Annotated in this window: 19 protein-coding genes; 5 read left to right on the top strand and 14 right to left on the bottom strand. The window is 62.6% G+C overall.

Annotated elements, in window-relative coordinates:
* Positions 1-24: 24 nt before the first annotated feature.
* Both FHT93_RS05790 and FHT93_RS05785 read right to left on the bottom strand, forming a co-directional pair.
* Complete coding sequence (locus FHT93_RS05790) at positions 25-438, bottom strand: hypothetical protein (protein WP_113015275.1); 414 nt, start codon at positions 436-438, stop codon at positions 25-27.
* Positions 435-2027 (bottom strand): hypothetical protein, encoded by a 1593-nt coding sequence (locus tag FHT93_RS05785; protein ID WP_183846613.1) that lies wholly within the window; start codon positions 2025-2027, stop codon positions 435-437. The genes FHT93_RS05790 and FHT93_RS05785 overlap by 4 nt, the downstream gene beginning before the upstream one ends.
* Before the next feature lie 194 nt (positions 2028-2221).
* On the opposite strand from FHT93_RS05785, the gene FHT93_RS05780 reads away from it, so the two are divergent.
* Entirely contained in the window at positions 2222-3877 is a 1656-nt protein-coding gene (locus FHT93_RS05780; protein ID WP_183846611.1) for an alpha/beta-hydrolase family protein, read from the top strand.
* 58 nt (positions 3878-3935) lie between these two features.
* Here the strand turns inward: FHT93_RS05780 and FHT93_RS05775 are convergent, their stop codons facing one another.
* From FHT93_RS05775 to FHT93_RS05755, 5 genes are read right to left on the bottom strand one after another with little or no spacing between them, the layout of a single operon-like run.
* Entirely contained in the window at positions 3936-6467 is a 2532-nt protein-coding gene (locus FHT93_RS05775; protein ID WP_183846609.1) for a hypothetical protein, read from the bottom strand.
* A 7-nt stretch (positions 6468-6474) separates the two neighbouring features.
* Positions 6475-6987, bottom strand: coding sequence for a hypothetical protein (locus FHT93_RS05770; RefSeq protein WP_113015279.1), 513 nt, complete (start codon positions 6985-6987; stop codon positions 6475-6477).
* Positions 6980-7456, bottom strand: coding sequence for a hypothetical protein (locus tag FHT93_RS05765; protein ID WP_183846607.1), 477 nt, complete (start codon positions 7454-7456; stop codon positions 6980-6982). The genes FHT93_RS05770 and FHT93_RS05765 overlap by 8 nt, the downstream gene beginning before the upstream one ends.
* On the bottom strand, positions 7437-9536 hold the full coding sequence (locus tag FHT93_RS05760; protein WP_183846605.1) for a hypothetical protein: 2100 nt from the start codon (positions 9534-9536) through the stop codon (positions 7437-7439). Before FHT93_RS05760 ends, FHT93_RS05765 begins: the two co-directional genes overlap by 20 nt.
* Positions 9529-10164 (bottom strand): hypothetical protein, encoded by a 636-nt coding sequence (locus FHT93_RS05755; protein WP_183846603.1) that lies wholly within the window; start codon positions 10162-10164, stop codon positions 9529-9531. Before FHT93_RS05755 ends, FHT93_RS05760 begins: the two co-directional genes overlap by 8 nt.
* Positions 10165-10558: 394 nt before the next feature.
* Between FHT93_RS05755 and FHT93_RS05750 the strand changes: the two genes are divergently transcribed.
* Both FHT93_RS05750 and FHT93_RS05745 read left to right on the top strand, forming a co-directional pair.
* Entirely contained in the window at positions 10559-11446 is an 888-nt protein-coding gene (locus tag FHT93_RS05750) for a LysR family transcriptional regulator (protein WP_183846600.1), read from the top strand.
* Between the two features lie 137 nt (positions 11447-11583).
* The gene (locus tag FHT93_RS05745; protein WP_183846598.1) at positions 11584-12321 is read left to right on the top strand and encodes an SDR family oxidoreductase; all 738 of its coding nucleotides are present in this window, start codon (positions 11584-11586) and stop codon (positions 12319-12321) included.
* A gap of 115 nt (positions 12322-12436) precedes the next feature.
* Here the strand turns inward: FHT93_RS05745 and FHT93_RS05740 are convergent, their stop codons facing one another.
* From FHT93_RS05740 to FHT93_RS05730, 3 genes are all read right to left on the bottom strand, one after another.
* Positions 12437-12913, bottom strand: a complete 477-nt coding sequence (locus FHT93_RS05740; protein WP_348649761.1) for a hypothetical protein — start codon at positions 12911-12913, stop codon at positions 12437-12439.
* Positions 12914-13093: 180 nt separating this feature from the next.
* Positions 13094-13891, bottom strand: coding sequence for a class I SAM-dependent methyltransferase (locus FHT93_RS05735; RefSeq protein ID WP_183846594.1), 798 nt, complete (start codon positions 13889-13891; stop codon positions 13094-13096).
* A 442-nt stretch (positions 13892-14333) separates the two neighbouring features.
* Positions 14334-14519: a hypothetical protein gene (locus FHT93_RS05730; protein WP_018115767.1), complete on the bottom strand. Its 186-nt coding sequence runs from the start codon at positions 14517-14519 to the stop codon at positions 14334-14336.
* Positions 14520-14899: 380 nt separating this feature from the next.
* On the opposite strand from FHT93_RS05730, the gene FHT93_RS05725 reads away from it, so the two are divergent.
* Positions 14900-16933: a hybrid sensor histidine kinase/response regulator gene (locus tag FHT93_RS05725; RefSeq protein ID WP_113115980.1), complete on the top strand. Its 2034-nt coding sequence runs from the start codon at positions 14900-14902 to the stop codon at positions 16931-16933.
* Between the two features lie 318 nt (positions 16934-17251).
* Here FHT93_RS05725 and FHT93_RS05720 read toward each other — a convergent pair whose 3' ends face one another.
* A complete protein-coding gene (locus tag FHT93_RS05720; protein ID WP_183846593.1) occupies positions 17252-18196 on the bottom strand; it encodes an AEC family transporter in 945 nt (314 codons plus the stop codon).
* 107 nt (positions 18197-18303) lie between these two features.
* Here FHT93_RS05720 and FHT93_RS05715 point away from each other — a divergent pair, with 107 nt between their 5' ends.
* On the top strand, positions 18304-19176 hold the full coding sequence (locus tag FHT93_RS05715) for a LysR family transcriptional regulator (RefSeq protein WP_183846591.1): 873 nt from the start codon (positions 18304-18306) through the stop codon (positions 19174-19176).
* Between the two features lie 290 nt (positions 19177-19466).
* On the opposite strand, the gene FHT93_RS05710 is transcribed toward FHT93_RS05715, so the two are convergent.
* The 3 genes from FHT93_RS05710 to FHT93_RS05700 all read right to left on the bottom strand — a co-directional run bounded on the left by FHT93_RS05710 (position 19467) and on the right by FHT93_RS05700 (position 24118).
* Entirely contained in the window at positions 19467-20018 is a 552-nt protein-coding gene (locus FHT93_RS05710; RefSeq protein ID WP_183846589.1) for a hypothetical protein, read from the bottom strand.
* Positions 20019-20221: 203 nt separating this feature from the next.
* A complete protein-coding gene (locus FHT93_RS05705) occupies positions 20222-21166 on the bottom strand; it encodes a DUF3616 domain-containing protein (RefSeq protein WP_183846587.1) in 945 nt (314 codons plus the stop codon).
* A 327-nt stretch (positions 21167-21493) separates the two neighbouring features.
* Positions 21494-24118, bottom strand: a complete 2625-nt coding sequence (locus FHT93_RS05700) for a LuxR family transcriptional regulator (protein WP_183846585.1) — start codon at positions 24116-24118, stop codon at positions 21494-21496.
* Positions 24119-24253: the final 135 nt, after the last annotated feature.

Genomic DNA, 24253 nt, shown 5'->3' with positions numbered 1-24253 from the left:
CCGACTGTTTTTCGACAGCTCAGATCATAAAGGCTCGATGCAGGCCGCCCATCTCCAGAGATCGTCCATCTGGTTCGGCGGAATGCCCATGGCCACCGCGAGCAGATCGATGCGGGGATCTTCTCGCGAATATTGCTGCGCGTCCTCGATCATGATGCGCACCGTTTCCTTGTCTTTGAACGACATGTCGGGCATGTCGTTGATGGTCGCCAGAATATCGGCCTTGGCAATCGGCGGTTCGAGTTCGAGTGCGGCCAGCCAGAGTTGCCATTTCTTGAGGGGCGGGAAGCGTTCTTCAAGGCCGAGTGGGTCGCGGAGGTATTTGGCGATTAGGGGTTCCTGGTCGTCGTGGCGGACGAGGACCATATGAGGCTGGTCACGGGTGAATATCTCAAGGATGGTTCCCGCGCTGTCGTAACGAACGTATACAGGGGTCATGCGAATAGCCTCTTGCAAGAATAATCATACCAGCCGCACACGAGAAAGGAGGCCGAACAGGCTGTGCTTGTCACAGAGACATACCTCCATAGCTGGCCGTTGGCGTTGCTTCGTACCTTGCCCGCCGCCGCACTTTGGTCAAGATAGTCGTTTCCTGAGCGCGACCGGCACCGCACCTGATGTGCGGCACCCGTGGTATAGTTGGCAGCAGCGGCGTCTGAGGCGATCCCGATGCAGTCCTGTCCCGAACTTGCTACAACGGTGTCAATCAGCACCCAGACATCGACACTTAGTCCAACAGGGGTGTTGCTCGGTATGACCAGGCCCTGTGCGGTGGCGGTGGCTGTGAACCATGGGTAGCTGTCGGTGTTGACCTCGTTGCCAGTCTGCCAGAACGGAACGATGTTTCCCGATGAATTGGTGATGACCAGGCTCACACGGCTCCCGGACAAGCATTCCCATCCGAGCGGCTTCGTGACGCCTGCCTCTGATCCAGACAGCGACATAATGAAGTCTGTGGTGCCATCTGATAGTTTCCTGATGGCGTATAGGAAATACGTCTTTGACGCCTGTACGGCCCCTGTGTCGAGTAGCTGAACTAGCGTTTTTGCGGTCGTAGAGGTGGTCTGATGTTTCTTTCCGCCAAACCAGCCGACGCCTGGTCCGATGGTTACTGACGTAACGCCGACATAAGCGGGGATGAAACCTGTAAAGAAATCAAGACCGGTAGCAACACAAACATATTTAACGATACTCCCCGCGAGAACCTTTTTCAGCCCCCAGCCTGCCGCGCTGTCGGCGATGGCGAATTCGTCGCTATCGACGATGTCGGTCTTTGCGGCTGCGCCGTGCAGCCAGCCGGCCAGGGTATTGGCGATGTCGTTGTAGATCGCCAGCGTCTTTCGATACCAGTGAAAGGCGGAAAACAGCCCGCCCGAAACCGCCACATCTTCCGGATTTGTTGCATAGGCGGCTGCGAGCTCAGCGCTGGCATTTGCGCCGGTCGCCGATTGGGCGGCTTCGGCGGCCTTCTGCTGGGTGGACTCAGTGAGGCCGGCAACATCGGGGATGTCATCGGCTATATCAGCCACAGTTTCCAGATATTGCGAGACGGCGGCAACGGCCTCCAGCGCATCGCCTTTGTCACTGAGGGTCAGGACGTCTGCGATGAGCTTGTCTATCGTTGCCGAATCGAATGACGGCGGAATGGTGACGGCGCGGGCCGCTCTTTCCTTGAGCTGCTGGAGCCTCATCACGACGAGGTCGAGAGCCTGCTCCACGGTCTCGGCATAATAGGCGCCCTGGTTTTCCAGGTCAGTTTCCTGGGTGAAGGGCACATCGAGCAGCAGGGTGACCCTGCTGCCGGCTGCCGGGGCAGGGGTGATGACCGCGCTGCCGCCGCCATCATTGCCGACCCCGGTCACGGTGTAGTCTGCATCCAGCACCAGGATCGTATCCGTGCCGGACGCGTCCGTGCGGATCACCTGCAGATGCCGGGGTTCGAGGATCTTGAATTTATAGTCGAAAGCCGTAGTGGCGCCGTCCCCGCTATAGGGGCCGGACCGGTTTATCTCGCTTGAAATGGTCATGGATCACGCCTCTGGTTTTGCCGACCATAGGCGTGGGAAGGTTGTCGGCCTGACAGGGCTGGGAGATCGGCCTTATCAGCCGCACTTTTCCCTATGCGGCGGCCCTATGACGTCAATGGCATAACGCTTCTGGATTGTATGCAGGACCTGTCATAAAACAGGGGGTGCAGCGTTTGCGAGCTGGGAGGATGTTCATGCGGCATTCCATCACAAGTTTCGTCAGGCCTCTTTCCTGGCCGGCGCTGTTTTTCGCGCTGCTCGGCTTTTGCCTGTCGCTGACGCCGAGCCTCATGCCGCGCGCCTGGTTCGTGCAGGGCGCGCTTTCGGGCACCTGTGCGGCTGCCGGCTATGGCTGCGGCGCCTTCCTACAATGGCTTTGGACCTATCTTGAAATCCCCCGTCTGCTGCCCGCTGCCGGACGCATTGTCCGGTCCATGGCACTGTTAGGTGGCGCCGCGGTCGCCGCGCTATTCGTCTGGCAATCGTCCTCGTGGCAGAATTCTGTCCGCGCGCTGATGCAGCTTGCCCCGGTGACCACGGCAGAACCGTTGCTGCTGGTGCTGATGGCCGCAATCGTCTTCATCCTGTTTATTGCCCTCGGTCGGCTGTTCAGGCTGATGGCGCTTGCCTTTTATAACAAAAGCAGCCGGTTCATTCCGCGCCGGCTGGCAGCCGTTGCCGGAATCCTGCTGGCGATCCTGGTCTTTTCGGCTGTCGCCAATGGCCTGCTGTTCCATCTGGCGCTGCGTATGGTCGACTCCTCGTTCCGTGAGGCCGATGCGTTGATCGATGACGACACGCCTGTTCCCACCGACCCGGCCAGAACGGGAAGTGCCGCATCGCTGGTCAACTGGGATGAGCTTGGCCGGCAAGGCCGCCATTTCGTCACGTCAGGCCCGACGGCGGAAGAGATCGGCGCTTTCCTGCAGTCGTCCGCACAGTCGCCGATCCGGGTCTATGTCGGCCTGAACAGTGCCGATGACGCCGAGGCACGCGCCAGCCTGGCGCTTGCCGAACTCAAGCGTCAGGGCGCCTTCGAGCGCTCCAACCTCGTCGTCATCGTGCCGACGGGTACCGGCTGGATCGATCCGGAAGCGATGGATACACTCGAATATCTGCTGCATGGCGATGTGGCCGAAGTCGCGGTGCAATATTCCTATCTCAGCAGCTGGCTGTCGCTGATGGTCGAGCCGGAATACGGGGCCGATACGGCGCGCGCCTTGTTCAGGGAAATCTATGCCTATTGGCGCACGCTGCCGCGCGATCATCGCCCGAAGCTCTATCTGCATGGGCTCAGTCTCGGGGCGCTGAATTCGCAGCTCTCCTTCAATCTCTACGATGTCTTCGCCGATCCCTTCCAGGGGGCGCTGTGGAGCGGGCCGCCCTTTGCCAGCGCCACATGGGCCCACGTGACCGCAAACCGTAATCCCGGATCGCCGGCCTGGCTGCCGCAATTCCGCGATGGCAGCATGATCCGCTTTGCCAACCAGCAGACATCTGCCGATCAGCTGGACAAGCCCTGGAGTGCCGTCCGTATTGTCTTCCTGCAATATGCCAGCGACCCCGTCACCTTCTTCGACTGGCGCGCCCTCTACCGCGAGCCGGACTGGATGAAAGGGCAAAGAGGCCCCGATGTCTCGCCGGCCTTCCGCTGGTATCCCGTCGTCACTGCCTTGCAGCTCGGCTTCGACGCGATGATCGCCACGACCTCGCCGATGGGCTACGGCCATGTCTATGCGCCGCAACACTATATCGATGCGTGGCTTGCGGTGACGGACCCACCGGGGTGGCCGGCTGGAGAGGTGGAGCGCCTGAAGGCTCGGTTCGAGAAGACTTCGACAGGGAAGTGAGGTGTCGGCCAAGCGTTCCCGCGATGCCGGGCCGCCTGGTTTTTCCTAATGCGCTTTGTCAGCGATTGAGCATGAAGAGTTCGTATTCATTTGCGATTTCATCCTGCGACGGCTTCTTGCTGTTTTTCTTCGTCAGATCAGCCTCGATTGCCAGCCTGAGATCGCGTGGAATATCCTCATATTGCACGTCGATATCGTAGCTCTGATCGTCGGCGAGTGAGTTGGCCTGATAGAGGTAGCCGTGGGTCTTTGCGGGAGTTCCCATGCTGAAGAAAGAGCTCGGCGTGCTGATGACGATCGGGAACAGCAGGCGGTTGATCATTTTCTGGATGTCGCTCTGGGTCGGGTTCTGGCCGTCGTTCTTGTCCTTGAACTCATCCATCTGATCGAGGAGTGCTGACCGGAACTGGGCGACGCGACGCGGCACACTATAGGAGGTCGCGTAGCCGCCGTCCTGGGTGAGGAGGCCCAGCGCTTCGAGTTGGGGTTTGGCGAGTTCGAAGGCTGTGTTGATATCGAGGCTCTCGAGCCGGGCCTTGCGCTGGTCGGTCGCAGCCATTTGCTGCCAGCCGGTGACTTTTTCCCAATCCTTGTCTGAGAGCTTGGAGCGGTATTCGAGGAGATCGATCTGCGAGAAGGCGGCCGGATCCCTGGCGAATTCGGTCTGCAGGTCGTAGAGCGTCTGCGTATCCGTCAGCGGCTGGCCGTAGGCGCGGACCTTTTCCTTGTAGTCGCGCAGCGTAAGCAAGCCGGAGGGGCCGATCGCCTGCTGGATGTCGAGGGGCAGTTTCGTCGGGTCGAAGGTCGGGTCGGCGATCACCTGGTTATTGGCCCATTCCTGCACCTGGATGCGTCGAGCGTCGAGCGCCTTTTTCTGGGAGATCATGTAGCCGCTGAGTTGCTCTTCGGTGGCGGCGCGCAGCCCCGGGTCGGCGATGCTGTTCAGGCTCTCTTCGATCCGGCGCAAGCTCTCGGGATTGTAGTTCGGCAGGGTCGTGGTCTTCTCATCGACGGTGCCGGATGTGCGGAAGCTGACGACGTCTTTTGCTGGGTGGGCGGTGAGCGCGCTATCGCCCGCACGTCTCGGATCGGGGCCGAGCACGAGGATATTGCCGTCCGCATCGTAGCCGCGGAAGAAGCCGATGCGGCCCTTGTCAGTGCTGCTGTTGCTTCCGGCGCCTTTCTTCTGCTGCGGGCCGAGGACGACAATGTCGCCGGGGCGGGGTGTCTGCGTCGGCAGGCCGAAATGGCGGAATCTTGTGGCATCGGCGGCAGCGCTTCCAACGACATTGGCAGGCGCTCCGGCGATACCGAGGAGGGCGCCTGTGACATCGCTCAGCCACTCCCTGAGTGAAGGATCGACCGTGCTGCCGGCAGCATTTTTCACGAAGCCTGCCAGTGCCGGATCGTCCTTCGCCTTGCCGGGGAAGGCGAGGGTGGCGGCAACGGTGCGGAAATCCTCGGGGCCACTCGGCTGGCGGGGTGGAGTGCGAGGGGCGGCCGACACCTGCGGGCCGGCGGTTTGGGGGGCCGTGCTTCGATTGCCGGCGGTTTGCAGGGCTGCGGTCTTGCCCGCCGAAGGCTGTGCGCCAAGCGTGCGTGCTGCCCCGGTTCTCCTTCCGGCACCATCCATTTCGAGGCCATTGCCTCTTGCGCCCGCGACGGTCGGCTGGCCGGTATTGACGGTCTGCTGCCGGTCGACTGTTCCGGCATCGACAGCTACTGGCGAGGCGGCGCCGTTGGCATCCGGCGCGCCGGTATAGGTCGGCGGCAGGCCGGCGATGATGTCGGTGGTGTTCTGCCGCGCCTTCTCGTCGGTCACGGCGGTTTGCAGCGATTTAAGGATGGCGGTGCTGTCGGCCGGCAGCATCCTGTTGCCGGCGGCTTTGATATATTGCTCGGCCTTGATGGCACTGTCGTCGGCTATGCGCAGCGCGACGTTCTTCATCGTGTCGGAGACGTATCGGGTGCGTTCCCGGTCGAGTTTTTCCTCGCTCCAGCCGTGCATTCGGCCCTGATGCTCGATCTCGGCGACGCCCTTTTTGATTTCGGCATCGACCTTGGCAGGATCGCTATAGACGGCCACCGCATTCTCGCCAGAGGACTTGATGCTCTTCTGAGAGGTCTCGGCAAACCATGCCTTGCGCTGGTCGAATGTGTGGCGGATCGTGGTGTCCAGCAGGGTCTTCATGCTGGCGCGGCTGGTCTCTTCATAGGTGCGGGCCGCACCCGGCGTCAGGCCCTTGCCGAATTCGGCACGCTTCTGCTCGGCCAGCTTTTCGAAGGCGGCGCGGCCTTCCACGGCGGCGCGGCCGGTCAGCGTCAGGAAGCCGCTCTTGCCGTAAAGCGCGTCACGATCCCAGTCGTTGAGCTTTGTCTGCGCATCCTTGGCGGCATTGTCATTGTCGAGCTTTTCCACCTCGACCACGGCCTCGCCGAGCGTGCCCATGCCGGTTGCCAGCCCCTGCATGCCCTTGCCGATGGCGGAGCCGAATGCCTCGGCATCGGCCTTTACCGTGAAGCCCTCGGTATATTCCGGGCGCAGTGCTACGTGCTGTTGCGTATCCTGATAAGTCGGAACAGTCGGCATCAAACCCTCACTTGAAGTAACCGAGGGACTTGCCCTGCGTATAAACCTTGCCTGTGCCGCCGAGGATCGTGCCGACGGCGTCGAGATAGCCACCCTTCACGGCCGCATCGGCGCGCATGCGGTCCAGCTTGGCGCTTGCCAGCTGGTTGGTGCCCTGCACCTTGTAGCCATAGGCTTCGCGATAGGCATTGGTGCGCACATTGAGCGCATCGATTTCGCCCATCTTGGCGGTATCGACGATCGTATCCAGCGGCGAGCCGAAGGAGAGGTCGATACCGTTTGCGGCGATCGCGGCTTTCTGGCGTCCTTCCAGCTGCGCCGTCTGCAGGCGCTTCTGCTGCTCTTCCTGCTTGCCGCGCTCGATCGCGTCCTTCGCCTGCTTGTCGGCAATCTCGGCATTCATTTCGGCGACCTGGGCGTTGTATTTGTTTGCCTCCGCCGTCGCCTTCGCCTGCTGCACCTGGCCGGCAGCGCCGAGAAGCGTCGAGCCCAATGTCAGCGCCAGACCAAGATCACACATCCGCGTCTCCCATTTCGAACAGGTGGAATGGATGGCCATTGATCTCGACAGGGTCTGACAGCCGGAAGCCCAGCCATTCGAGCCAGCGGATGGAGATCGTGTTGCGTGCATCCACGAGGTTTCTGAGCAAGCGATAACGGCCCAACAGTTGAGACGGCCAATGTCTCGAAATCCGCAGGAAGCCGCGGACGTTCTTGTCCACCGCATCGGTGCCCAGCAGCCAGGGCGCGCCGATGCCGGTAAGGATGTTGAGATCGCCGACACCCCACATCACTTCCGGACGCCCATCGAAGAGGGCGGTCCAGACGTGAGAAGAGTGGCGGTAGGAGAAGGAGAGCGCCGAGAGTGGCGAGCGCCCGGAGGCGGCGAATATCTCCGCGCGGTCGGCCGCGCGCATCCGTTCGGCAATCGCCCGGATGTGCCCCGGCCGTGCCGTGACAATGCAGATCTCAGCGGCCAAGGGTGACATCCGGCATGATGGAAAGGATGGTCATCGGCAGCGGATCGAACTGTTTCACCCACATGCTGCCGCTGGTGCTCCAGTCCCAATAGGGCGTGACGGTCAGATCGCCGGTATAGAGGCTGATCGCCTCGTTCCAGTTTTCGTTGCGGCGCTGCTTGTATTCCACCAGCGTGCCGCCATCCCGCTCGCCATCCTCCGGCCCCGTGAAGATGCCGCGCGTATTCTCCACCCGGAAGGTCACTTCGGAGACGGATTTCGAGCGCCCCTGCACGGTGCCGAGGCCCTGGACCTGGCCGACATCGAGATCAAGCGTCTCGATCGCCGCCGTCACCGGCAGGCCGATATGGATTTTCGATGCCGCATTCTGCAGCCGCACCGCGCCGCCGGTGACGACAAGATTGCGTACGACATTGCCGTCGGCGAGCGCCACGAGTGTTTGTCCCTCGAGATGGCCAAGGCCGGAAATGGTCGTGGCCGGCGGTCCGGAATAGGTCAGCCCGCAATCGACGAAGAAGGCATCCTGCACATCCTCGAAGGCGCGGCTGTGCAGCCGCTCGATGTAGCGCTTGCGCACGCCGTTGACGGTACGGCGCACGATGAAATAGGGCACGTCCTCGCCATCTTCCTCGATCACGGTGACATCCTCGAAGAAGGCATCATTGCCGGGGCCGCTCTCATGGCGGGTCCAGGCCCAGACATCCTGCTCCTTCATGTAGGTGAGCGAGACGAGCGCCCCGTCATCAAGCACCACCCAGACCACGGAATCCGGCGCCTGGGCATAGTCCCAGGCCGATATCTCGCGGCCCTTGAAGAGATGGCGGGCAAGGATGGTCAGGTCCTTCCCGACATAGCTGTCCTGGGTATAGTCATAGGAGAAGTCGCGCACGACGCCGCCAAGGCGCTGGGCAAAAAGCACGGTATTGCCGACGACGATCGGCTGCACCTTGGCCGCACCGCGATAGCCCTGGTTATCGAGCTTGATGGCGGAGGGCGAAATCGCATCCGAGGTCGAGCCGCCGGTGACGATCCATTCGGAACCTGACGTCAGGAGCAGAAGGCCACGCACGGAGATCATCGAGCGGATCTCGTTCACCTGCCGGGCGCGGATACGGAAGGTCACGGCGTCGCTTGCCTTGGCGGGCGAGGAGACGCCGAAATTCTCGTAATTGGCGGATTGGCTGAGCCACACGGCCTGCGGATCGTTCTGTGTGGAGGCAAAGGCCAGCCGCTGCTCGATGAAGGTCACGCAGCGCGGATAATTGCCCGCGGCATTGAAAGGGTTGCGGCCAGCCTGCGGCGTGTCGGAGAGATCGGGCGTGATATTCTCATCATCGAAGGCGAGGCCCGTCGTGCCCCCGACATAGCCGAAAATGCCGTTGTCGTTGCGGTAGACGATGTAGCGCGCAGCACCCGTGACGGCAGTCCAGGTTACGCGGTTGATGCCGCCCTGGATAGCGAGATCGTTGACCACGGAGCCGGCGTTGGAGGGTAGACTTTCCTCGCCGCTATCGGCAACGGCAGAGACGCGGTAGCGATAGGTCGTCGCCACATAGCCGGTCTTGCCTGATGTGTCGCCGGGCTTGGTGACGACAGGCGTTCCCGCCGGTGGATTGATCAGCGGCTTGAACAGGACTGTCGTCAGCGTCCAGTTATTGTCGGCCAGCCGCCCCAGCTTGCGCACGGGATGATCGACATGGCAGAGATAGAGCACATCGGCTTCCTGCACGAAGACAAGGTTCTGCACTTGGGCGGCCGTATAGGCGCTGGCCACCTCGTAAGGGGTCGCCCCTGAGAGCACCAGCCCGCCATCGCGGAAGATGCGGATATAGAGATCGCCGAATTCGAGAATATAGGTCTGCTCGGTATTGAACTGGAAGCGGATCAGCCGCGCCCGCTTGGCGCTGTCCTTCACCTCGCTGACGAATTGCAGTCCGGCCCTGTTGGAGACGCCGCCATGCGGATGCACGAAGACATTCAGCGCCGTGCGCAGGCCGCTCTGGTATTTGGCGAGATCGACGCGGGCGCCGAGGGCGGGTGAAAGCTCGCCGCCGGTAAAAGAAGGCTGGTAGGCGCGAAAATCAGCCATGGGCGCGCACCGCGATCAGTTCGCTGACAAAATCCGCGCTCGTATGCCTGGTCTGATTGGCCTCGGCCTGCTCGGCGGCGGCCTGTGTGCTCTGGGCCAGCGCCATTGCATCGGCGCGGATCTTCGGATCGCGCGTCAGCGGCATGGCAAGGCGCACGGCAAGGTGCCAGGAGAGCGTCTCGAGGAAGAGCGGCGAATATTTCGTCGGGTCGGTGAGGCGGCTGGTATAGCGCAAGAGCGCCGGCGAAAGATCGCAATAGAGACGGTCGCCCTCGAGCGCGTAGGGATACTGCATCTCGCGCCCCGCCTCATCGAGATCGGGCGTCGGCGTCTCGAGCGGCGCGGACGCGTCGGCCGGATAGCCCGACCTGATCCAGCGGATCTGCAGGCAATCGGCCGGGCGGGCATAGGAATGACGCCAGACGCCCGGCTTGTCATTATCGAGAGCGCCGAGCGCCACCGTCTTGCCCGCCATGGCCCAGGGGAAGGATTGCAGCAGCACGTCGCGCGTCTGCGCATAGAACTGATTGCAGGCGCGCGCCTCCGCGCTCTTTTCGGTGAGATCGTTGATGTTCTCCTTGCCGATATTGGAAAGGGCGAGATTGCAGATAGAGACGACGGTAGCCATGAACCAACCTCCTGGGTTTGAGGTAGGGGTAGGGTGGGGATGGTTGTGGGGGTGAAACGCCTCTTTCCTGATCTCTTTGCCCTCGTGCGAGCCCCGGGTGCCGCAGAGTCGAGGGAGGTATTTGTTTAAATCCGGAGCCCCCTCATCCGACCCTTCGGGCCACCTTCTCCCCGGCGGGGAGAAGGGCATAAGCCGCTCTGTCTCCGCATATTGCGAGGCATCGTATGCCACGTCCCCTCTACCCAGCGGGGAGAGGGTTAGGGTGAGGGGGCTCCGGTGTGCAGCATTCCTTTCTATCCAAATAATAGCCACCATTTCCATTCCCTCAGAGAATACCAACACCCGCCCCGACATGTTAAAACCCCACCTAGACCCACCCACGGAGCCCTCGACAATGGACCGCCTCGCCGCCATGGAAACCTTCGTCCGCGTGGTCGAAACCGGCTCCTTCTCGGAGGCCGCCCGGCAGATGCATGTGGGCCAACCGGCGGTCTCCAAGACCATCGCGCAGCTGGAGCAACGGCTCGGCATCCAGCTGCTGCTGCGCTCCACGCGCGGCCTTACACCCACCGAAGCCGGGGAGAGCTATTACGAGCGGGCCAAGCGTACGATCGAGGAGGCCGATGAGGCCGAGCATGCAGCGCGTGGCGCTGGTGCCAGCCTGTCCGGCCGGCTGCGCGTCAGTGCAGCGCCGGCCTTCGCCAGCCTGCATATCATCCCGCATCTCGGTGAATTCCTGGGCCGCCATCCCGGCCTCGACATGGAAGTCGTGCTTGATGACGAGCGCATCGACCTGATCGAGGAGGGCATCGACATAGCCCTCAGAATGGGCGATCTGCCGGATTCTGCGCTCACCGTGCGCAAGATCGGCCAGTCGCCGCGCATCGTCGTGGCAGCACCCGCCTATATCGCTAGGCATGGCGAACCAACCCATCCCGCCGAGCTCGGCCAGCACCAGAGCGTGGTCTATGCCAAGGGTTTCGGCCGCGATGCCTGGCTCTTCCGCCAGGATGGAGTGGAAGTGTCTGTCACCATGCGGGGACGCCTGCGCGTCTCGGCCGCCGAGGGCGTGCGTTCGGCGGTACTGTCGGGCATCGGCCTTGCCGTCGCCTCGGAATGGATGTTTGCGCCCGAGCTTGCCGATGGCCGCGTCAAACTGCTGCTGACGGACTGGAGCCTTGCGCCGCTCGATCTCTGGGCCGCGTTTCCGGCAGGCCGTGGTGTGAGCGCCAAGGCGCGCGCCTTCGTGGCCTTTGTCGAAGAAAAGCTCAGCGCGGCCTGAGACGTTCTTTCCATTCCTGACGGGAATAAGTCCTAGTCGCGCCGGCTTTCTACTTCGCCCGCGCCAAAGCCCATAATTTCTGCCTCGTGTTCAACGGGCGACGGCAAGAACCGGCGCTGAGCAGAAGGAATGAGAACATGAGCAGGAAGCTGGAAAACAAGGTCGCCGTCATCACCGGCGGCAGCGCGGGCATCGGTCTCGGCGCGGCAAAACGCTTCGTCGAAGAGGGCGCCAAGGTATTCATCACCGGCCGGCGACAGAGCGAACTCGACAAGGCCGTGGCCGAGATCGGCGGTGATGTCACCGCCATCCGGGCCGATGCCGCAAGCCTTGCGGATATCGACCGTGTCTACGAGATCGTCAAGCAGCAGGCCGGCCGCATCGACGTGCTCTTTGCCAATGCCGGCATTTATGAATTCGGCCCGCTCGGCGAAATCACCGAGGAGCATTTCGACAAGACCTTCAATACCAATGTGCGCGGCGTGCTCTTTGCCGTGCAGAAGGCGCTGCCGCTTCTGTCCAGGGGATCGTCTGTCATCCTCACCGGCTCGATCGCCTCGATCAAGGGCTTCCCGGCCTTCTCGGTCTATGACGCCACGAAGGCGGCGATCCGCTCGTTCGCGCGCGGATGGATCATCGATCTCAAGGGCCGCGACATCCGCATCAATGTGCTGAGCCCTGGCCACACGGAAACGCCCGGCCTCTCGACGCTCGCCGACCAGAGCGTGCGTGACATGATGAAGGCCAATGTGCCGCTGGGGCGTATGGGCACTTCAGATGATCTTGCCAAGGCTGCGGTTTTCCTCGCGTCCGAGGACAGCAGCTATGTTACGGGGATCGAGCTGTTCGTGGATGGTGGTGTGGCGCAGTTTTGAACCGCGGGATGGAGAGAGGTGAGGCGGGACGACCGCCGAACCTCCCGCATTCCCTCGTAGTGCAGGTACGAGGGATGGTTCAGGAGTGACGGGAAGCGGGGGCGCGTGCAGCCTATCAGCCGTAAGCAATCATGCTGCAGGTATATTTGCTGTAATTGCCATAGTCCGTGATCCAGCCATCGTCCTCGAATTCCGGCTTGCGCCCGGATTCGGTGATGATCTTCAGATCCTTGCCCGTGCGCTGCAGGATATTGTCGTGCACCGTCTTTGCTTTTTCCGGGAAAGTGAAACTGTAATAGAAATCCGACATGCAGCCACCGCCGGCGTTGAGAGCATAGATGGGCAGGCTGAACTGGTTGAAGCGGCTTCCGAAATATTCTCCAACCGTATTGACCACCACGGGTGGTCCTTCCTTCGAGGTGCAGGTTGCCGAAATCCTGCTTTCCATGGCCTTCAGGCTTTGCCTCGTCGCGTCGGGCAGGGCGAGGTTGTTGATCAGCATTTCCTTGTTGTCGGCGTTATAGGAAAGCCCGCCTTCGCCAAAGGCGCAATCAACAGGGTCGGGGAAGAGTTTCTCCGCCCATTTGTCCACGGCAATTCTTGACGTCGGAAGAAGAGCGGCAGTCGATAAAAGCATTGCAACCGACATGCCCTGTAAACTGAAAAGAAATGAAAGCATTTATATTCACCCCAAACCCCAGATGCAGGTTGCACGGTGGGAGCGAATTTTCAACACGAAATTTCTCTCGGAATCTCGGGAGATGAGTTGCGGTTAGCCCGCCTTGCGGCTGAGAAACAATCCCGTCTCCTTGCCCACCTCCAGCACGCCGCCGCCGGCCCGGAATGCCTCCGATATCGCTGCCCGAAACGCCGCAAGCTCGGCTTCGCTCGCCCTGTCACCGGGTGGATAGGAGGTCAGCGCCAGGAACACGTCTTCCGGCTCCGTTATCCGCATGTGGGCCGGGTGCTCCGCCATCGTCACATTGCCGAACTGCGCCTGCATCAGCCGTTCGGCAGTCTCGTAGCCGAAGGCGGCACCGGCGGGGTCGCAGGGCGGGCTGCCGAAGGCCGTCGTCAGTTCGTACATGCCGCGCATGTTGTTCGCACCATTGGTCGTCACCGCAAGGTGACCGCCCGGTTTCAGCACGCGGTGCATTTCGGCAAGCGCCTTGGCCTGATCGGCCACGTGGTAGAGCATGTGCATGGCGATGATGGTGTCGAAAGAACCGTCTTCGAAGGGCAGGGCGGTGGCGTCGGCCTGCTGGCCGGTCACGCGGGCAAAGGAGAGCGGGTGGCAGCGTTCGAGCGCTTCCTGCAGCATGCCGGGGGAGAGATCGGCGAGCGTGAGGTCGAGATCGTCGGGCAGGTCGGCGGCGACCGAAGCCCAGAACCAGCCGGGGCCGCAGCCGATATCCAGCAGGCGATCGCCGGCTTTAAGGGGAAGCTGCTGCGCCACCCAGGGAAACCAGCCGGTTTCGGCAATTGTATATTCCCGGTTCAGGCGCCCGCGCGCGGCAAGTTTCTTGCTGTCGCTATATTGCTCGGCATTGCCCGTGGTGATGGATGGCATGATCGGCCCCTGCTCCCCTCAGCGTCGCATGGCATGAATGCGGCGGCCTATTCTGCAACTTTGCGGCGTAGCAGACAATTGCCATATCTGGTGCCATATCTGGCCTCGACCGCGACCGCACGGTTGCCGCTCTCAATCGCAGCTGCTACCTCACGCGCACGGCCATCGCCGGCCTTGAAGGAGATATTGTGAAGAGCCCCATTTTTCTCGTCATCGCGAGCGTCGTCATTCTGGTGGCGATCGCCGGCCTTGCGATCAGCTCCGCCCGACTGATCGGATTGTTCTAGATCCCTGACAGGCCGGCAGGCGTCCCGTCGCTGGTGATCCGGTGACGAAGGAGGCAAAGCCCGCAAAGCTTCAGCCCTCCGTCCTGTCGGGGCGGATCTTTCAGTGTACTCACTTTGTATTGTTGATCTTTTTGCGCAGAGGGCGCGGCTGTCGGCTAGCGGAACTTCGGCTCGCGGCGGGCGTTGTGCAGGAGTTCGCTGGCGGTCGCAAAGCAGCCGAAGAGTTGCAGCAGCCGCTTTTCCTCCTGGCTATCCAGCCGGTGCCGGCTGCAGAATTCGGTCACTGACCAGACTTTGGTAAGGGCATCGGCATCGACATGGGTTGGCTCTACGCGTTCCATTGCTGAGTCCTCCTAGGGTCCAAGATACCGATGCCATGGGAAATGGCGACTAACGAAAAAGGATTAGTCATAAACATGCTGCAGCGCAGCGCGCCTTCAAGGCCCGGAGTGGTGGTAAAATGCGCGAGAGCCTTACTGCATGCCGAAATCCTAAATCTTCGCCCGTCGACCCATTGCAGTCATGCCGCCCTGAACTAGTTTCCCCGCCTGTCGTCGCGTAGGCGGATCATACCGGTCACAAAGGTCTGTTCTTGAATCAGGATATTTCATCGCCCTCCGGGGAGGGACTGGGAGAAGAAGCGCAGCGCCTGAAAGCGCAGGTGCCTGCAGGGGCGAATGAAGCCGATGGTGCGCTTCGGGAGTCCGAGGATGACGCGCAGATGCGAAGCGAGGCACGCTATCGCGCCCTGTTCGAAGCGATCGACGACGGTTTCTGTATCATCGAATTCATCGACGGTCCCGAGGGGCCGCTCAGCGACTATGTGCATATCGAGGCAAATTCCGGCTATGAGCGTCATACCGGCATTTCCGATGTCGTCGGCAAGCGGCTGCGCGAGATCGAGCCTCACAATGCCGAGCAATGGCTGAAGCTTTACGGCGGAGTGCTGGCCAGCGGGCAATCAATCCGCTTCGAGCAGCATTTTGTGGCGGCGGGCCGCTATATCGAGGTTTCATCCTCCCGCGTCGAGCCTGCCGGCCTGCGCCAGGTCTCGGTCCTGTTTCGCGACGTCACTGCGCGCAAGCTCGCCGAGGCGGCGCTGCGCGCCAGCGAAGAGATTTCGCGCGAGAATGTGCAGCGCGTAAACCTGGCACTCGCGGCCGGGGCGATTATCGGCACATGGCTCTGGGACGTTCAGACAAACCGGTTCACGGTGGATGAGGCTTTCGCTCTGGCCTTCGGCCTCGATCCGGCTCTCGGCAGCCACGGCCTCAGCCTGGAACAGGTGATCGACACGGTTCACCCTGATGACAAGGCCGGGCTTGTAACCGCGATGAACGAGGCGCTTGGTCGCGGCGGAGCCTATGCGCACCAGTATCGCACGCGCCGCGCCGATGGCCACTATTACTGGCTGGAGGCCAACGGCCGCGTCGAGCTTGCTGCCGATGGAACGCCGCTGAGCTTTCCGGGCGTGCTGCTCGATATCGAGGAACGCCGCGCTGTCGAAGCCGAGCGCGACCGGGCCGCTGCCGCGCTTCGCGGCCTGAACGATACGCTGGAACAGCGTGTGGCCGAGCGCACGGCCGAGCTGATGCGCGCCGAAGAACAGCTGCGCCACTCGCAGAAGATGGAGGCGGTGGGCCAGCTGACCGGCGGGCTCGCTCATGATTTCAACAATCTCTTGGCCGGCATTTCCGGCTCGCTGGAGCTGATGCAGACGCGACTGGCGCAGGGCCGCATCGGCGATCTCGACCGTTATCTGACCGCCGCGCAGGGTGCAGCCAAGCGGGCGGCGGGCCTGACGCAGCGCCTGCTTGCCTTCTCGCGCCGCCAGACGCTCGATCCGAAACCGGCCGTAATCAACCGGCTGGTTTCCGGCATGCAGGATCTGATCGCCCGTAGCGTCGGTCCGACGATCGCGGTCGAGACAGCCCTTGCCGGCGGCCTCTGGGCCACCTTCGTCGATACCGGGCAGCTGGAAAACGCGCTCCTCAATCTCTGCCTCAACGCCCGCGACGCCATGCCGGAAGGCGGCAAGCTCACCGTCGAAACGGCCAATCGCTGGTTCGACGAGCGGGCAGCGCGCCAGCGGGGGCTCGCTCCCGGCCAGTATGTCTCGCTCTGCGTCAGCGATACCGGCACCGGAATGGCGCCCGATATCATCGAGCGCGCCTTCGATCCGTTTTTCACCACCAAGCCGATCGGGCAGGGGACGGGTCTCGGCCTTTCCATGGTGCATGGCTTTGCGGGCCAGTCTGGCGGCACGGCGCGCATCTATTCCGAACTCGGCAAGGGCACGATGATCTGCATCTATCTGCCTCGCCATCTCGGCGAGGACAAGCACGAGGATGAGGTGGCCGACACCGTGACGGAGCCGCTTTCCGCCGGTTCCGAATCCATTCTCGTCGTCGATGACGATCCGCTGGTGCGCATGGTGGCTGTCGAAATCCTTCAGGAACTCGGCTACCGGGTGCTGGAAGCCGGAGATGGATCTTCGGCGATGCGTATTATCAATACCGGCCAGCCGATCGATCTCCTGATTACGGATGTCGGCTTGCCCGGCGGCATGAACGGCCGCCAGCTTGCTGACGCCGTGCGCTTCAGCCGCCCGGATCTGCGCGTGCTGTTCATCACCGGCTATGCGGAGAATGCGGTGCTGAACCACGGCCATCTGGACCATGGCATGCAGGTGATGACGAAGCCGTTCCTGAGCGATGCGTTCGGGCGGCGGGTGAAGGATCTGCTGGGGAAGTAGGGCAGCGATCTTGCCGTCGGAATGAGGAAGGTTGGGTTGGCGCCCGGAGCCCCCTCATCCGACCCTTCGGGCCACCTTCTCCCCGTTGGGGCGAAGGGGTGTCGCGGCTGCGTCCTGCTCCTCGAGGTGTCGTGTCTCCCCGCAGATCGTACCACCGGCTCCCCCTTCTACCCTGCGGGGAGAAGGTGGCCCGAAGGGCCGGATGAGGGGGCCACGAGCACTGCGTGCACCTTCCGCTGTTCCTGTAACAAGCACACGGGGACGACGGGAGTCGAGGTCAGCCGCCTGCCCAAAGCGAGGTTGCCGATCAAAATCGCGCTACACCCGCCCCGCCAGCGCCAGATAGGCTGAAATCGTCAGCACCGAAAGCACGGTCGACGCGAGCACGACGCGGCCCGTCAGGCTTGCCTCGCGGCCGTAGAATTCCGCCAGCATGAAAGGGCCGGTACCGGTCGGCAGGGCCGCGAGCAGCACGGCGGTATGGGTGGCGGTCGGCGGCAGGTTGAGGAGTGGCGCGGCGATGACCCAGGTAACGGCGGGCTGGGCAATCAGCTTCAGGCCGACGATTATGCTTGTCGTCGTTGCGCGGGCGCTGGTTTCACCGGCCCTGGTGCCGGCCAGAAACAGGCCGAGGGCGATCAGCGCGCAGGGCGAGGCGGCGCCGCCGAGCAGCTTCAGGAAGGCATGAACGGGGGCGGGGAGCGTCACACCGGAGAACATCACCAGCGCGCCGAGGGCGGGTGCGACAAGCAATGGGTTTTTCGCCAGCGAGCGGGCCGTCTTGATGGCGATGTCGCGCCGCCGGGCCTCCGATTGCAGCCCGCCTTCGATGAGGATGATGGCGACGGCGAAGAGCACGCAGACGGTGAGGATGGTGGAGATCAGCACCGGCGCCATGCCGGTGTCGCCGATCAGTGACAGGACGAGCGGAAAGCCGATGAAACCGGTATTGGCATAGCTGGCATTCAGCCCGTCGATCGCCGCATCGGCGAGATGCCGGCCTTTGGCGATGCGCCAGAAGAGCGTGGCGCAGAAGATGACGGCGCAGCCCGCTGTAAATGCCGTCATGAAGCCCGGCTGCCAGATCTCGGCGGGTTTGGCATTGGCCATGATATCGAAGAGCAGCGCGGGCAGAGCGAGATAGACGACCAGCCGGTTGACCTCGCGCGTGGCATTTTCACTGAGCGCCCCGGTCTTGCGGGCGATCCAGCCGGCGAGGATGAGGGCAAAGATCGGCAGGACAATCGAAAGGTTCGTCAGCATCAGGGGTAACTCGGGGCAGGTCGCTTGAGGGCGATCCTTGCCTAGCGTGCGGGATCAAGATAATCCAATGTCATCTTGAGCATTGATTGATACTTTTGAGGTATCGAATGGACACGCGCCATATGCGCTATTTCGTGGCGCTCGCCGAAACCCTGCATTTCGGCCATGCGGCCCAGCGCATGAACATGAGCCAGCCGCCCTTCAGCCGGCAGATATCGGCCATCGAAAAGACGCTTGGCGTGCAGCTCTTCGAGCGCAATTCGCGCAATGTCGCGCTCACACCAGCCGGCCAGCATTTCCTCGCCGATTGCCGCGCCGTTCTCGAAGGCTTCGATGCCGCCTGCCGCGATGTGCAGCTGGTTGCCAGCGGCATGAAGGGCGAGCTGAAGCTCGGCTTCATGATGCATGCCGCCCATAGCGTCATTCCAGCTCTCGTGCGGCTCTATTCGCAGGCGCGGCCGGATGTGCGCCTCATCCTCGAAGAACGCATTCCGACCGATATCGAGGAGATGCTGGCGGAGGGAACGCTCGATGCCGCCGTCACTTTCGGCGGCGGTCCGGCGCCGCATCTGCGCACGCTGCTGCTTGCCCGCGATCGACTGTGCCTGATCGTGCCCCGGGGCCATCGGCTGGCCGAGGCCGAGACTATCGGGCCGCAGTCGCTTGCGGGCGAAAGGCTGATCGCAGCACCCGCGACCGTCGCGCCGACGCTGCGCACGGCAATCGTCCATTATTGCGCGGCTGGCGGCGTCGTGCCGAACTTTGCCTTCGAGCCGCGCCTGCAGCACACGATCATCCGGCTGGTACAGGAGGGGCTGGGCGTGGCGCTGATCCCGCAATCGCTGTGCGATGATCTGGCCGAGGGCGTGGTGTCGAGGACACTCGACGACGCCCCGGAATTCGATGTCGTGCTCTGCGCGCCGCGCGCCGCCGGGAACCCGGCCGTGCCACAATTGTTCGAGGTGGCGGGGCGGGCGTGATTGGCGTTGGCACAAGCACCTTCGCGTGCGGTGCCGCGGCTGACAGGGGCTGCTTTAACCCGAAGCGACAACCAAAACTTCCCTCATTCCTGTGCTTGTCACAGGAATCCAGCCACCGCGCGTCCGCGCGGTGAATGACCATTGCCGAAAGGAAAAGAGCCTCTCGCGCCCAAGGACTTGGGCGCACTGGATTCCTGTGACAAGCACAGGAATGAGGGAGGAGAGGGACGTCGCCACTTCGTTGCGACGAGGATTGACAGGGTATGCCGCTCGTCGGTCCGACCCCAGGGCTACTCCATCTCCCGTGCCTGCTGCACAAGCGTTTCTGCAAATGACGATCCGCCGTAAGATGCGCTGTCAAACTCGAAACCCAGCCCGTCGGCACATCGGATGAGGCCTGCCATCAGCAAAAATCCGGCGCGATACTCATCGACAGACGAGCGGAAAGTTATGCTCACGACATAATCGCCATAGCCAAAGTCGGGCGCGTTCATGCCGATTTTCTTGAGTTCCTCGTTGAGATCAAGCGGCACGAAATCGTCTATTCCGGCGGGGCGCAAGATCACGCCTTCAGCGATTTTGCTCTTGTCGATTTTCAAACCGTAAGCGAAAGGTTCCCCGGGGCGTAGTTGCTTGATCGAGGCTTCGAGTTCGATCTGTTGGCCGTTCAAGGCGACTGTCAGGCCGGAAGAGCCTGGATTGTCCTGAAGCGGCTTGCTCATATCCGCAGGCGAGGCCGGAATGACCTGTACTGGATATTTCAGATCCGCGAGACAGGTGTTGAGTTTTTCCGTTGAAAGCCAATGGGCCTCGTGCACGGCGACATGATATTCGATGCCCATGACCTGTCCTTTGGCTCGTGCAGAATCCCGACGGTGACGGACACGGTTTTACGCAAGGACTATCCGTTTGTCAGCAATGCCAGCTTCAGCCGCTCGGCAATCGCCTTACCCCTTGGCTTCGCGTTCAGCACGGCGTTGGTCGAGGAGATGTGGTGATCCCCTCCCGATGGCACTTGCCTTGCCGGATCAAACACTGGCGAAACTCAGAATTTCACGTCGATGGCCGGAAAGAACGCGTCCTTGGGTGGATCCTTGTCGGCGCAGGCCACTCCCTTGATTATCGCGCCGCCGCTGTCACTGAGGATTTCGCCCTCGTGTTCGTTCCAGACCATGATCGCTTCCGGCGTCATTCCCGAGAAATCCGCATCGGGACCCGGTGTCACGCGGCCATCGGCATTTCCGTCCCACCAGAAAAGCTTGGGCGGAGGATTGCCGCCATCGGGTTCGGAGCCGGCAAGCACGAGATAGCGGTTGCCGACCCGCTCAATGTCACGCACGCCGCGGCCGGTCGTTCCCGGGCCGTCGGAAAGGTCCATCGTGACGACCTGGGTAATTATGGGAGAGCCCACATCGCCGGGACCCAGCTTGACCAGCGGCATCGGATTGGCAAGCTCGAGCACGATGGCGCGGTTATCGGGCACGGGTCCGCGCAGGCCGATCAGGAGATGCCCTTCCGATGTCGCCGCCAGGCCTTCGATGTTGACGTGGGTCTTTAAATCATCCTCGCTGAGCTTGAGCGCTGCGGCCATGTCCGCGCGAAGATTGCGATAGACCTCGCCGGAACCGGACAATGTCCCGTCGGCCGATACGGTCGTTGCAAACAGTTCCTTACGCTTTTTCTTGTCTTCGCCGCTGCTGTTCAGCGAATGGGATGTGAGCCAGAATATGGTGTCGCCGATACGGGCGGCGCCTTCGATGTCAGTGACATCGTCGACCGGGAATTTCGCCACCGGCTCAGGTTTGCCCCGCTCATAGATCATGATCGCGGAGAAATCATCGCTCGCGACGGCCATATGCGACTTGTCGACCATGGCTGCGGCCGAGGCCTCGCAAATGCCTTGATATGGATGGTTCGCTGCATTGGCCGCCAATGGGCCAAGGAAGGATGAAAATGCGGCCAAGAGGATCACGCGGCTCTTATTGCTCATGCGACAAGCCCCCGTTTCGATGTTCGGCCTCCCGGTGGGGTGGCATTTTACAATTAAACTATCGCGGAAGGTGCGCGTCAAGATAATCTTTAATAATTAATCTGGCTATACTGTCGTTGGGCGGTCGGAAAACTTGCGGTCAATCTATAGATATGTGAATGCCTCCGCACTCGTAACTAAAAACCTTCCTTTCGAGCTTGTTTGCAATATTTCCGGATTGGAAAATCTTATCGGCATTGCGCGAGGCGCTGCATCGGCAATGCCTTTGCTGGGCCGCATTGCGGAGTGATCCTGTTGGACGGCGCGGTCCGGGCAGGGGCGTGCTTTCTACTGCAGTAGCCGCAGCCTGCGTCCCTCGGCCGCCGCCTGGCCCCTCGATTTCGCATTCAGCTTGGCGAGGATCGAGGAGATGTGGTGATCGACGGTTTTGGCCGAGACGAACAGGCGCGCGCCGATCTCGGCATTCGAGCGGCCCTCGTCGATCAGGCGCAGCACATCCATTTCGCGTGTCGTGAGGCCGGCGGCGTTGGCCTGGGTGCTGGCGCGGGGGCCGCGCGTCGCAAGCCGGCCGCCGCGCTTGCGGATCAGCTCCTTCGCGTTGGTGACGACGGCAGTGGCGCCGAGGGCTTCCAGCGTCGCCAGGGCCCGGTAGAGCGCGTCATTGTCGCCGTCGAGCAAGGCGAGGGCGGTGAGATAGGGCGCGCGGCGGTCCGTCCAGATGTCGGCAGCCTCCTGCCATCGGCCTCTCAGCGTGGCGATCACGGCCGCGTCGCCATCGTCGCCGTCAGGCGCAAGGCCGGTCTCTTCCAGAATATGCGCCCAGAAGCCGATCATCGAGCCGGCGGCATCGTCGCTGCAGAGTGAAGCGGCCTGCCGCAGGCCGGCAAGCGCTTCCTCCCGGTCGCAGAGGCCGAGCCAGGCGCGCTCGGCCACCAATGCGGCATGGGCGGACAGGCGCTGGAACTCGAAGGTGTTTTCGAGGAATTTCGCCATTTCCTGCAGGAGCTCGTCCGATGGTTCGCCGCGCCGCGTTTTCAGCGTCGCCAGCGCCACGAGCGAGGGGTAGCGGCATAGCGCCGGGGCGTTCTGGTTGTCGACCACGGCTTGCGCCGCGGCCGTTGCTTCGTCCCAGCGGCCGAGGACGGTCAGCAGTTCCGCAAGCTCGCCGCGCATGTAGTCGCGCCATGTATCGAGGTCATGCTCGATGCAATAGGCGATACCCCGCGTCAGCACATCCTCGGCGGCATCAAATGCGTGGAGCCGGATTTCCACCCAGGCGCGGTTGGTGAAGGCACGGGCAGCATGCTCCTGGAAGCCGTGGTCGAGGGCGATCGCCAGCGCCTGATCGAGCGTTTGGCGGGCGCGGTCCGGCTCGCGCCAGCAGATGGCGGTGCCGACATTGTTCAGCGCATGGCAGAGGACCTCGGGCCTGGCGATGTCGTCCGATGTCACCAGCGCGATGGCGCGCTCGCCGTAGAGTGTGGCGGTCTCGGCGTCGCCGGCCAGCATGCCGAGCTGCGACAGGTTGGAATAGCCCATGGCGAGCTCGGCGGGGCTTGCTGCCTGCTCCAGCACGTCAACCGCCTCGCGACCGAAGGCATCGGCGCCCTTGCGGTCTCCGGCAAGATAGCTCAGCCGCGACAGCCAGCGCAGGTTGTCGCCGACATGCCTGATGTCGCCGAGCGCGCGGTAGAGCGCAAGCGCGCTTGTCTGGGCGGCAATGGCCCGTTCCATCTGGCCGGTCAGGTGGCATTCGAAGGCATAGCCCTCGTAGAGACAGGCGCGGGTGGCGTCGCTCAGGTCGCCGGCATGGGCGAGCGCCAGCTCGTAATGGCGCATCGCCTGCCGGTGGGCGCCGAGCCTGCCGGCATCGGCCGCAGCCTTCGGGGCAAGTTCCGAGATCGCGCTCATGTCCTGCGCCTCGTTGGCATGGTGGACCATGCGCGCGACCGAGGCCTCCGGCCGGTCGCGGAAATAGGCGAGCGCCTTTTCATGCAGCGCCCGGCGGCGTAGCGGCGGCAGCGATTGCTCGATGGCCTGCCTGGCGATCTCATGGCGGAACATGAAGAGGTTGCCGCCCTTGCCACCGGCTGGCACCAGAAGCCCGCAGGCGGTGCAGGCCTCGAGCGAAGCGCGGGCGGTGCTGCCGCAGATCGCCTCGATCAGTTCGGGCGCAAAGGCATCGGGTGAGGTGGAGGCGGCCCAGAGCGCCTCCCTGTCAGTCTCGTCAAGGATATCGGCCCGCGCCAGCACGGCATCGCGGATGGTTGCCGGCAGCTGGTCGCGGTTGAATGGCGGCAGGCTGTCGCTGCCGGCGCAGTCCACGAGCTCGCTGACGAAATAGGCATTGCCGCCGGTGGCGCTGAAGATCGCCTCGCCATCGAGGCCCTTGCTGTCGGCAAGCTCCAGCACGGCCGCCTTCGACAGCGGCGGGACGGTGATGCGCAGCCAGTGGGCGGGCGGAATATCAGCCAGCAGCCGCCTGAGCCGTGTCTGGCCCGGCGTATCGTCATTCCGCGCTGTTGCAACCAGCAGCAGGCAGGTGTGGCGGATGCGCCGGCCGATATAGCGGATGAGGTTCAGCGTGGCGTCATCGGCCCAGTGAATATCCTCGATGACGAGCAATGTCGGCCGGCCGCCATCGGTCAGGAGATCGAGCACTTCGGAGAAAAGGGCGATCCAGTTGCCGCCGGTGACCCTTGTCAGCGACCAGCGGGCTTGCCGGGCAATGTCGCGCCAGGGGCCGAGCGGCTCGGCCGTGCCGAAATTCTCGCAGGCGCCGGAGAGAACGCGGGTATCCTCGGGCACGGCGCCGGCAAAGGCTGCGGCGAGGGAGGATTTTCCCGCACCCGCTTCCCCTTCCAGAAGCACGACCCTGCCACTGCCGTCGGCGGCTTCGCGCAACAACGACTGAAGATGATCGAGATTGGGGGCGCGCTCGATTAGCCGCATGGCGGATTATTGCCAGCATCGTCGGCGGCTGGGAATAGGGGAGCGTGTCAAAATAGGGCGGCGAGCGCCAGAAAATGGGGAGATATCCCGATGCGCCGACCCCGGCATAGGCCTAGCGTCCGTCTCGTCAACATG

The organism is Rhizobium sp. BK379, from assembly GCF_014193955.1.
Lineage (GTDB): Bacteria > Pseudomonadota > Alphaproteobacteria > Rhizobiales > Rhizobiaceae > Rhizobium.
The sequence above is the reverse complement of the archived record's forward strand: the minus strand, read 5'-3'. Positions and strand labels throughout refer to the sequence as shown.

What these genes read in the sequence shown, in the direction of transcription:
- FHT93_RS05790 (WP_113015275.1), bottom strand. Translation starts at nt 438, where the DNA reads ATGACCCCTGTATACGTTCGTTACGACAGCGCGGGAACCATCCTTGAG.
- FHT93_RS05785 (WP_183846613.1), bottom strand. Translation starts at nt 2,027, where the DNA reads ATGACCATTTCAAGCGAGATAAACCGGTCCGGCCCCTATAGCGGGGAC.
- FHT93_RS05780 (WP_183846611.1), top strand. Translation starts at nt 2,222, where the DNA reads ATGCGGCATTCCATCACAAGTTTCGTCAGGCCTCTTTCCTGGCCGGCG.
- FHT93_RS05775 (WP_183846609.1), bottom strand. Translation starts at nt 6,467, where the DNA reads ATGCCGACTGTTCCGACTTATCAGGATACGCAACAGCACGTAGCACTG.
- FHT93_RS05770 (WP_113015279.1), bottom strand. Translation starts at nt 6,987, where the DNA reads ATGTGTGATCTTGGTCTGGCGCTGACATTGGGCTCGACGCTTCTCGGC.
- FHT93_RS05765 (WP_183846607.1), bottom strand. Translation starts at nt 7,456, where the DNA reads ATGTCACCCTTGGCCGCTGAGATCTGCATTGTCACGGCACGGCCGGGG.
- FHT93_RS05760 (WP_183846605.1), bottom strand. Translation starts at nt 9,536, where the DNA reads ATGGCTGATTTTCGCGCCTACCAGCCTTCTTTTACCGGCGGCGAGCTT.
- FHT93_RS05755 (WP_183846603.1), bottom strand. Translation starts at nt 10,164, where the DNA reads ATGGCTACCGTCGTCTCTATCTGCAATCTCGCCCTTTCCAATATCGGC.
- FHT93_RS05750 (WP_183846600.1), top strand. Translation starts at nt 10,559, where the DNA reads ATGGACCGCCTCGCCGCCATGGAAACCTTCGTCCGCGTGGTCGAAACC.
- FHT93_RS05745 (WP_183846598.1), top strand. Translation starts at nt 11,584, where the DNA reads ATGAGCAGGAAGCTGGAAAACAAGGTCGCCGTCATCACCGGCGGCAGC.
- FHT93_RS05735 (WP_183846594.1), bottom strand. Translation starts at nt 13,891, where the DNA reads ATGCCATCCATCACCACGGGCAATGCCGAGCAATATAGCGACAGCAAG.
- FHT93_RS05730 (WP_018115767.1), bottom strand. Translation starts at nt 14,519, where the DNA reads ATGGAACGCGTAGAGCCAACCCATGTCGATGCCGATGCCCTTACCAAA.
- FHT93_RS05725 (WP_113115980.1), top strand. Translation starts at nt 14,900, where the DNA reads ATGCGAAGCGAGGCACGCTATCGCGCCCTGTTCGAAGCGATCGACGAC.
- FHT93_RS05720 (WP_183846593.1), bottom strand. Translation starts at nt 18,196, where the DNA reads ATGCTGACGAACCTTTCGATTGTCCTGCCGATCTTTGCCCTCATCCTC.
- FHT93_RS05715 (WP_183846591.1), top strand. Translation starts at nt 18,304, where the DNA reads ATGGACACGCGCCATATGCGCTATTTCGTGGCGCTCGCCGAAACCCTG.
- FHT93_RS05710 (WP_183846589.1), bottom strand. Translation starts at nt 20,018, where the DNA reads ATGGGCATCGAATATCATGTCGCCGTGCACGAGGCCCATTGGCTTTCA.
- FHT93_RS05705 (WP_183846587.1), bottom strand. Translation starts at nt 21,166, where the DNA reads ATGAGCAATAAGAGCCGCGTGATCCTCTTGGCCGCATTTTCATCCTTC.
- FHT93_RS05700 (WP_183846585.1), bottom strand. Translation starts at nt 24,118, where the DNA reads ATGCGGCTAATCGAGCGCGCCCCCAATCTCGATCATCTTCAGTCGTTG.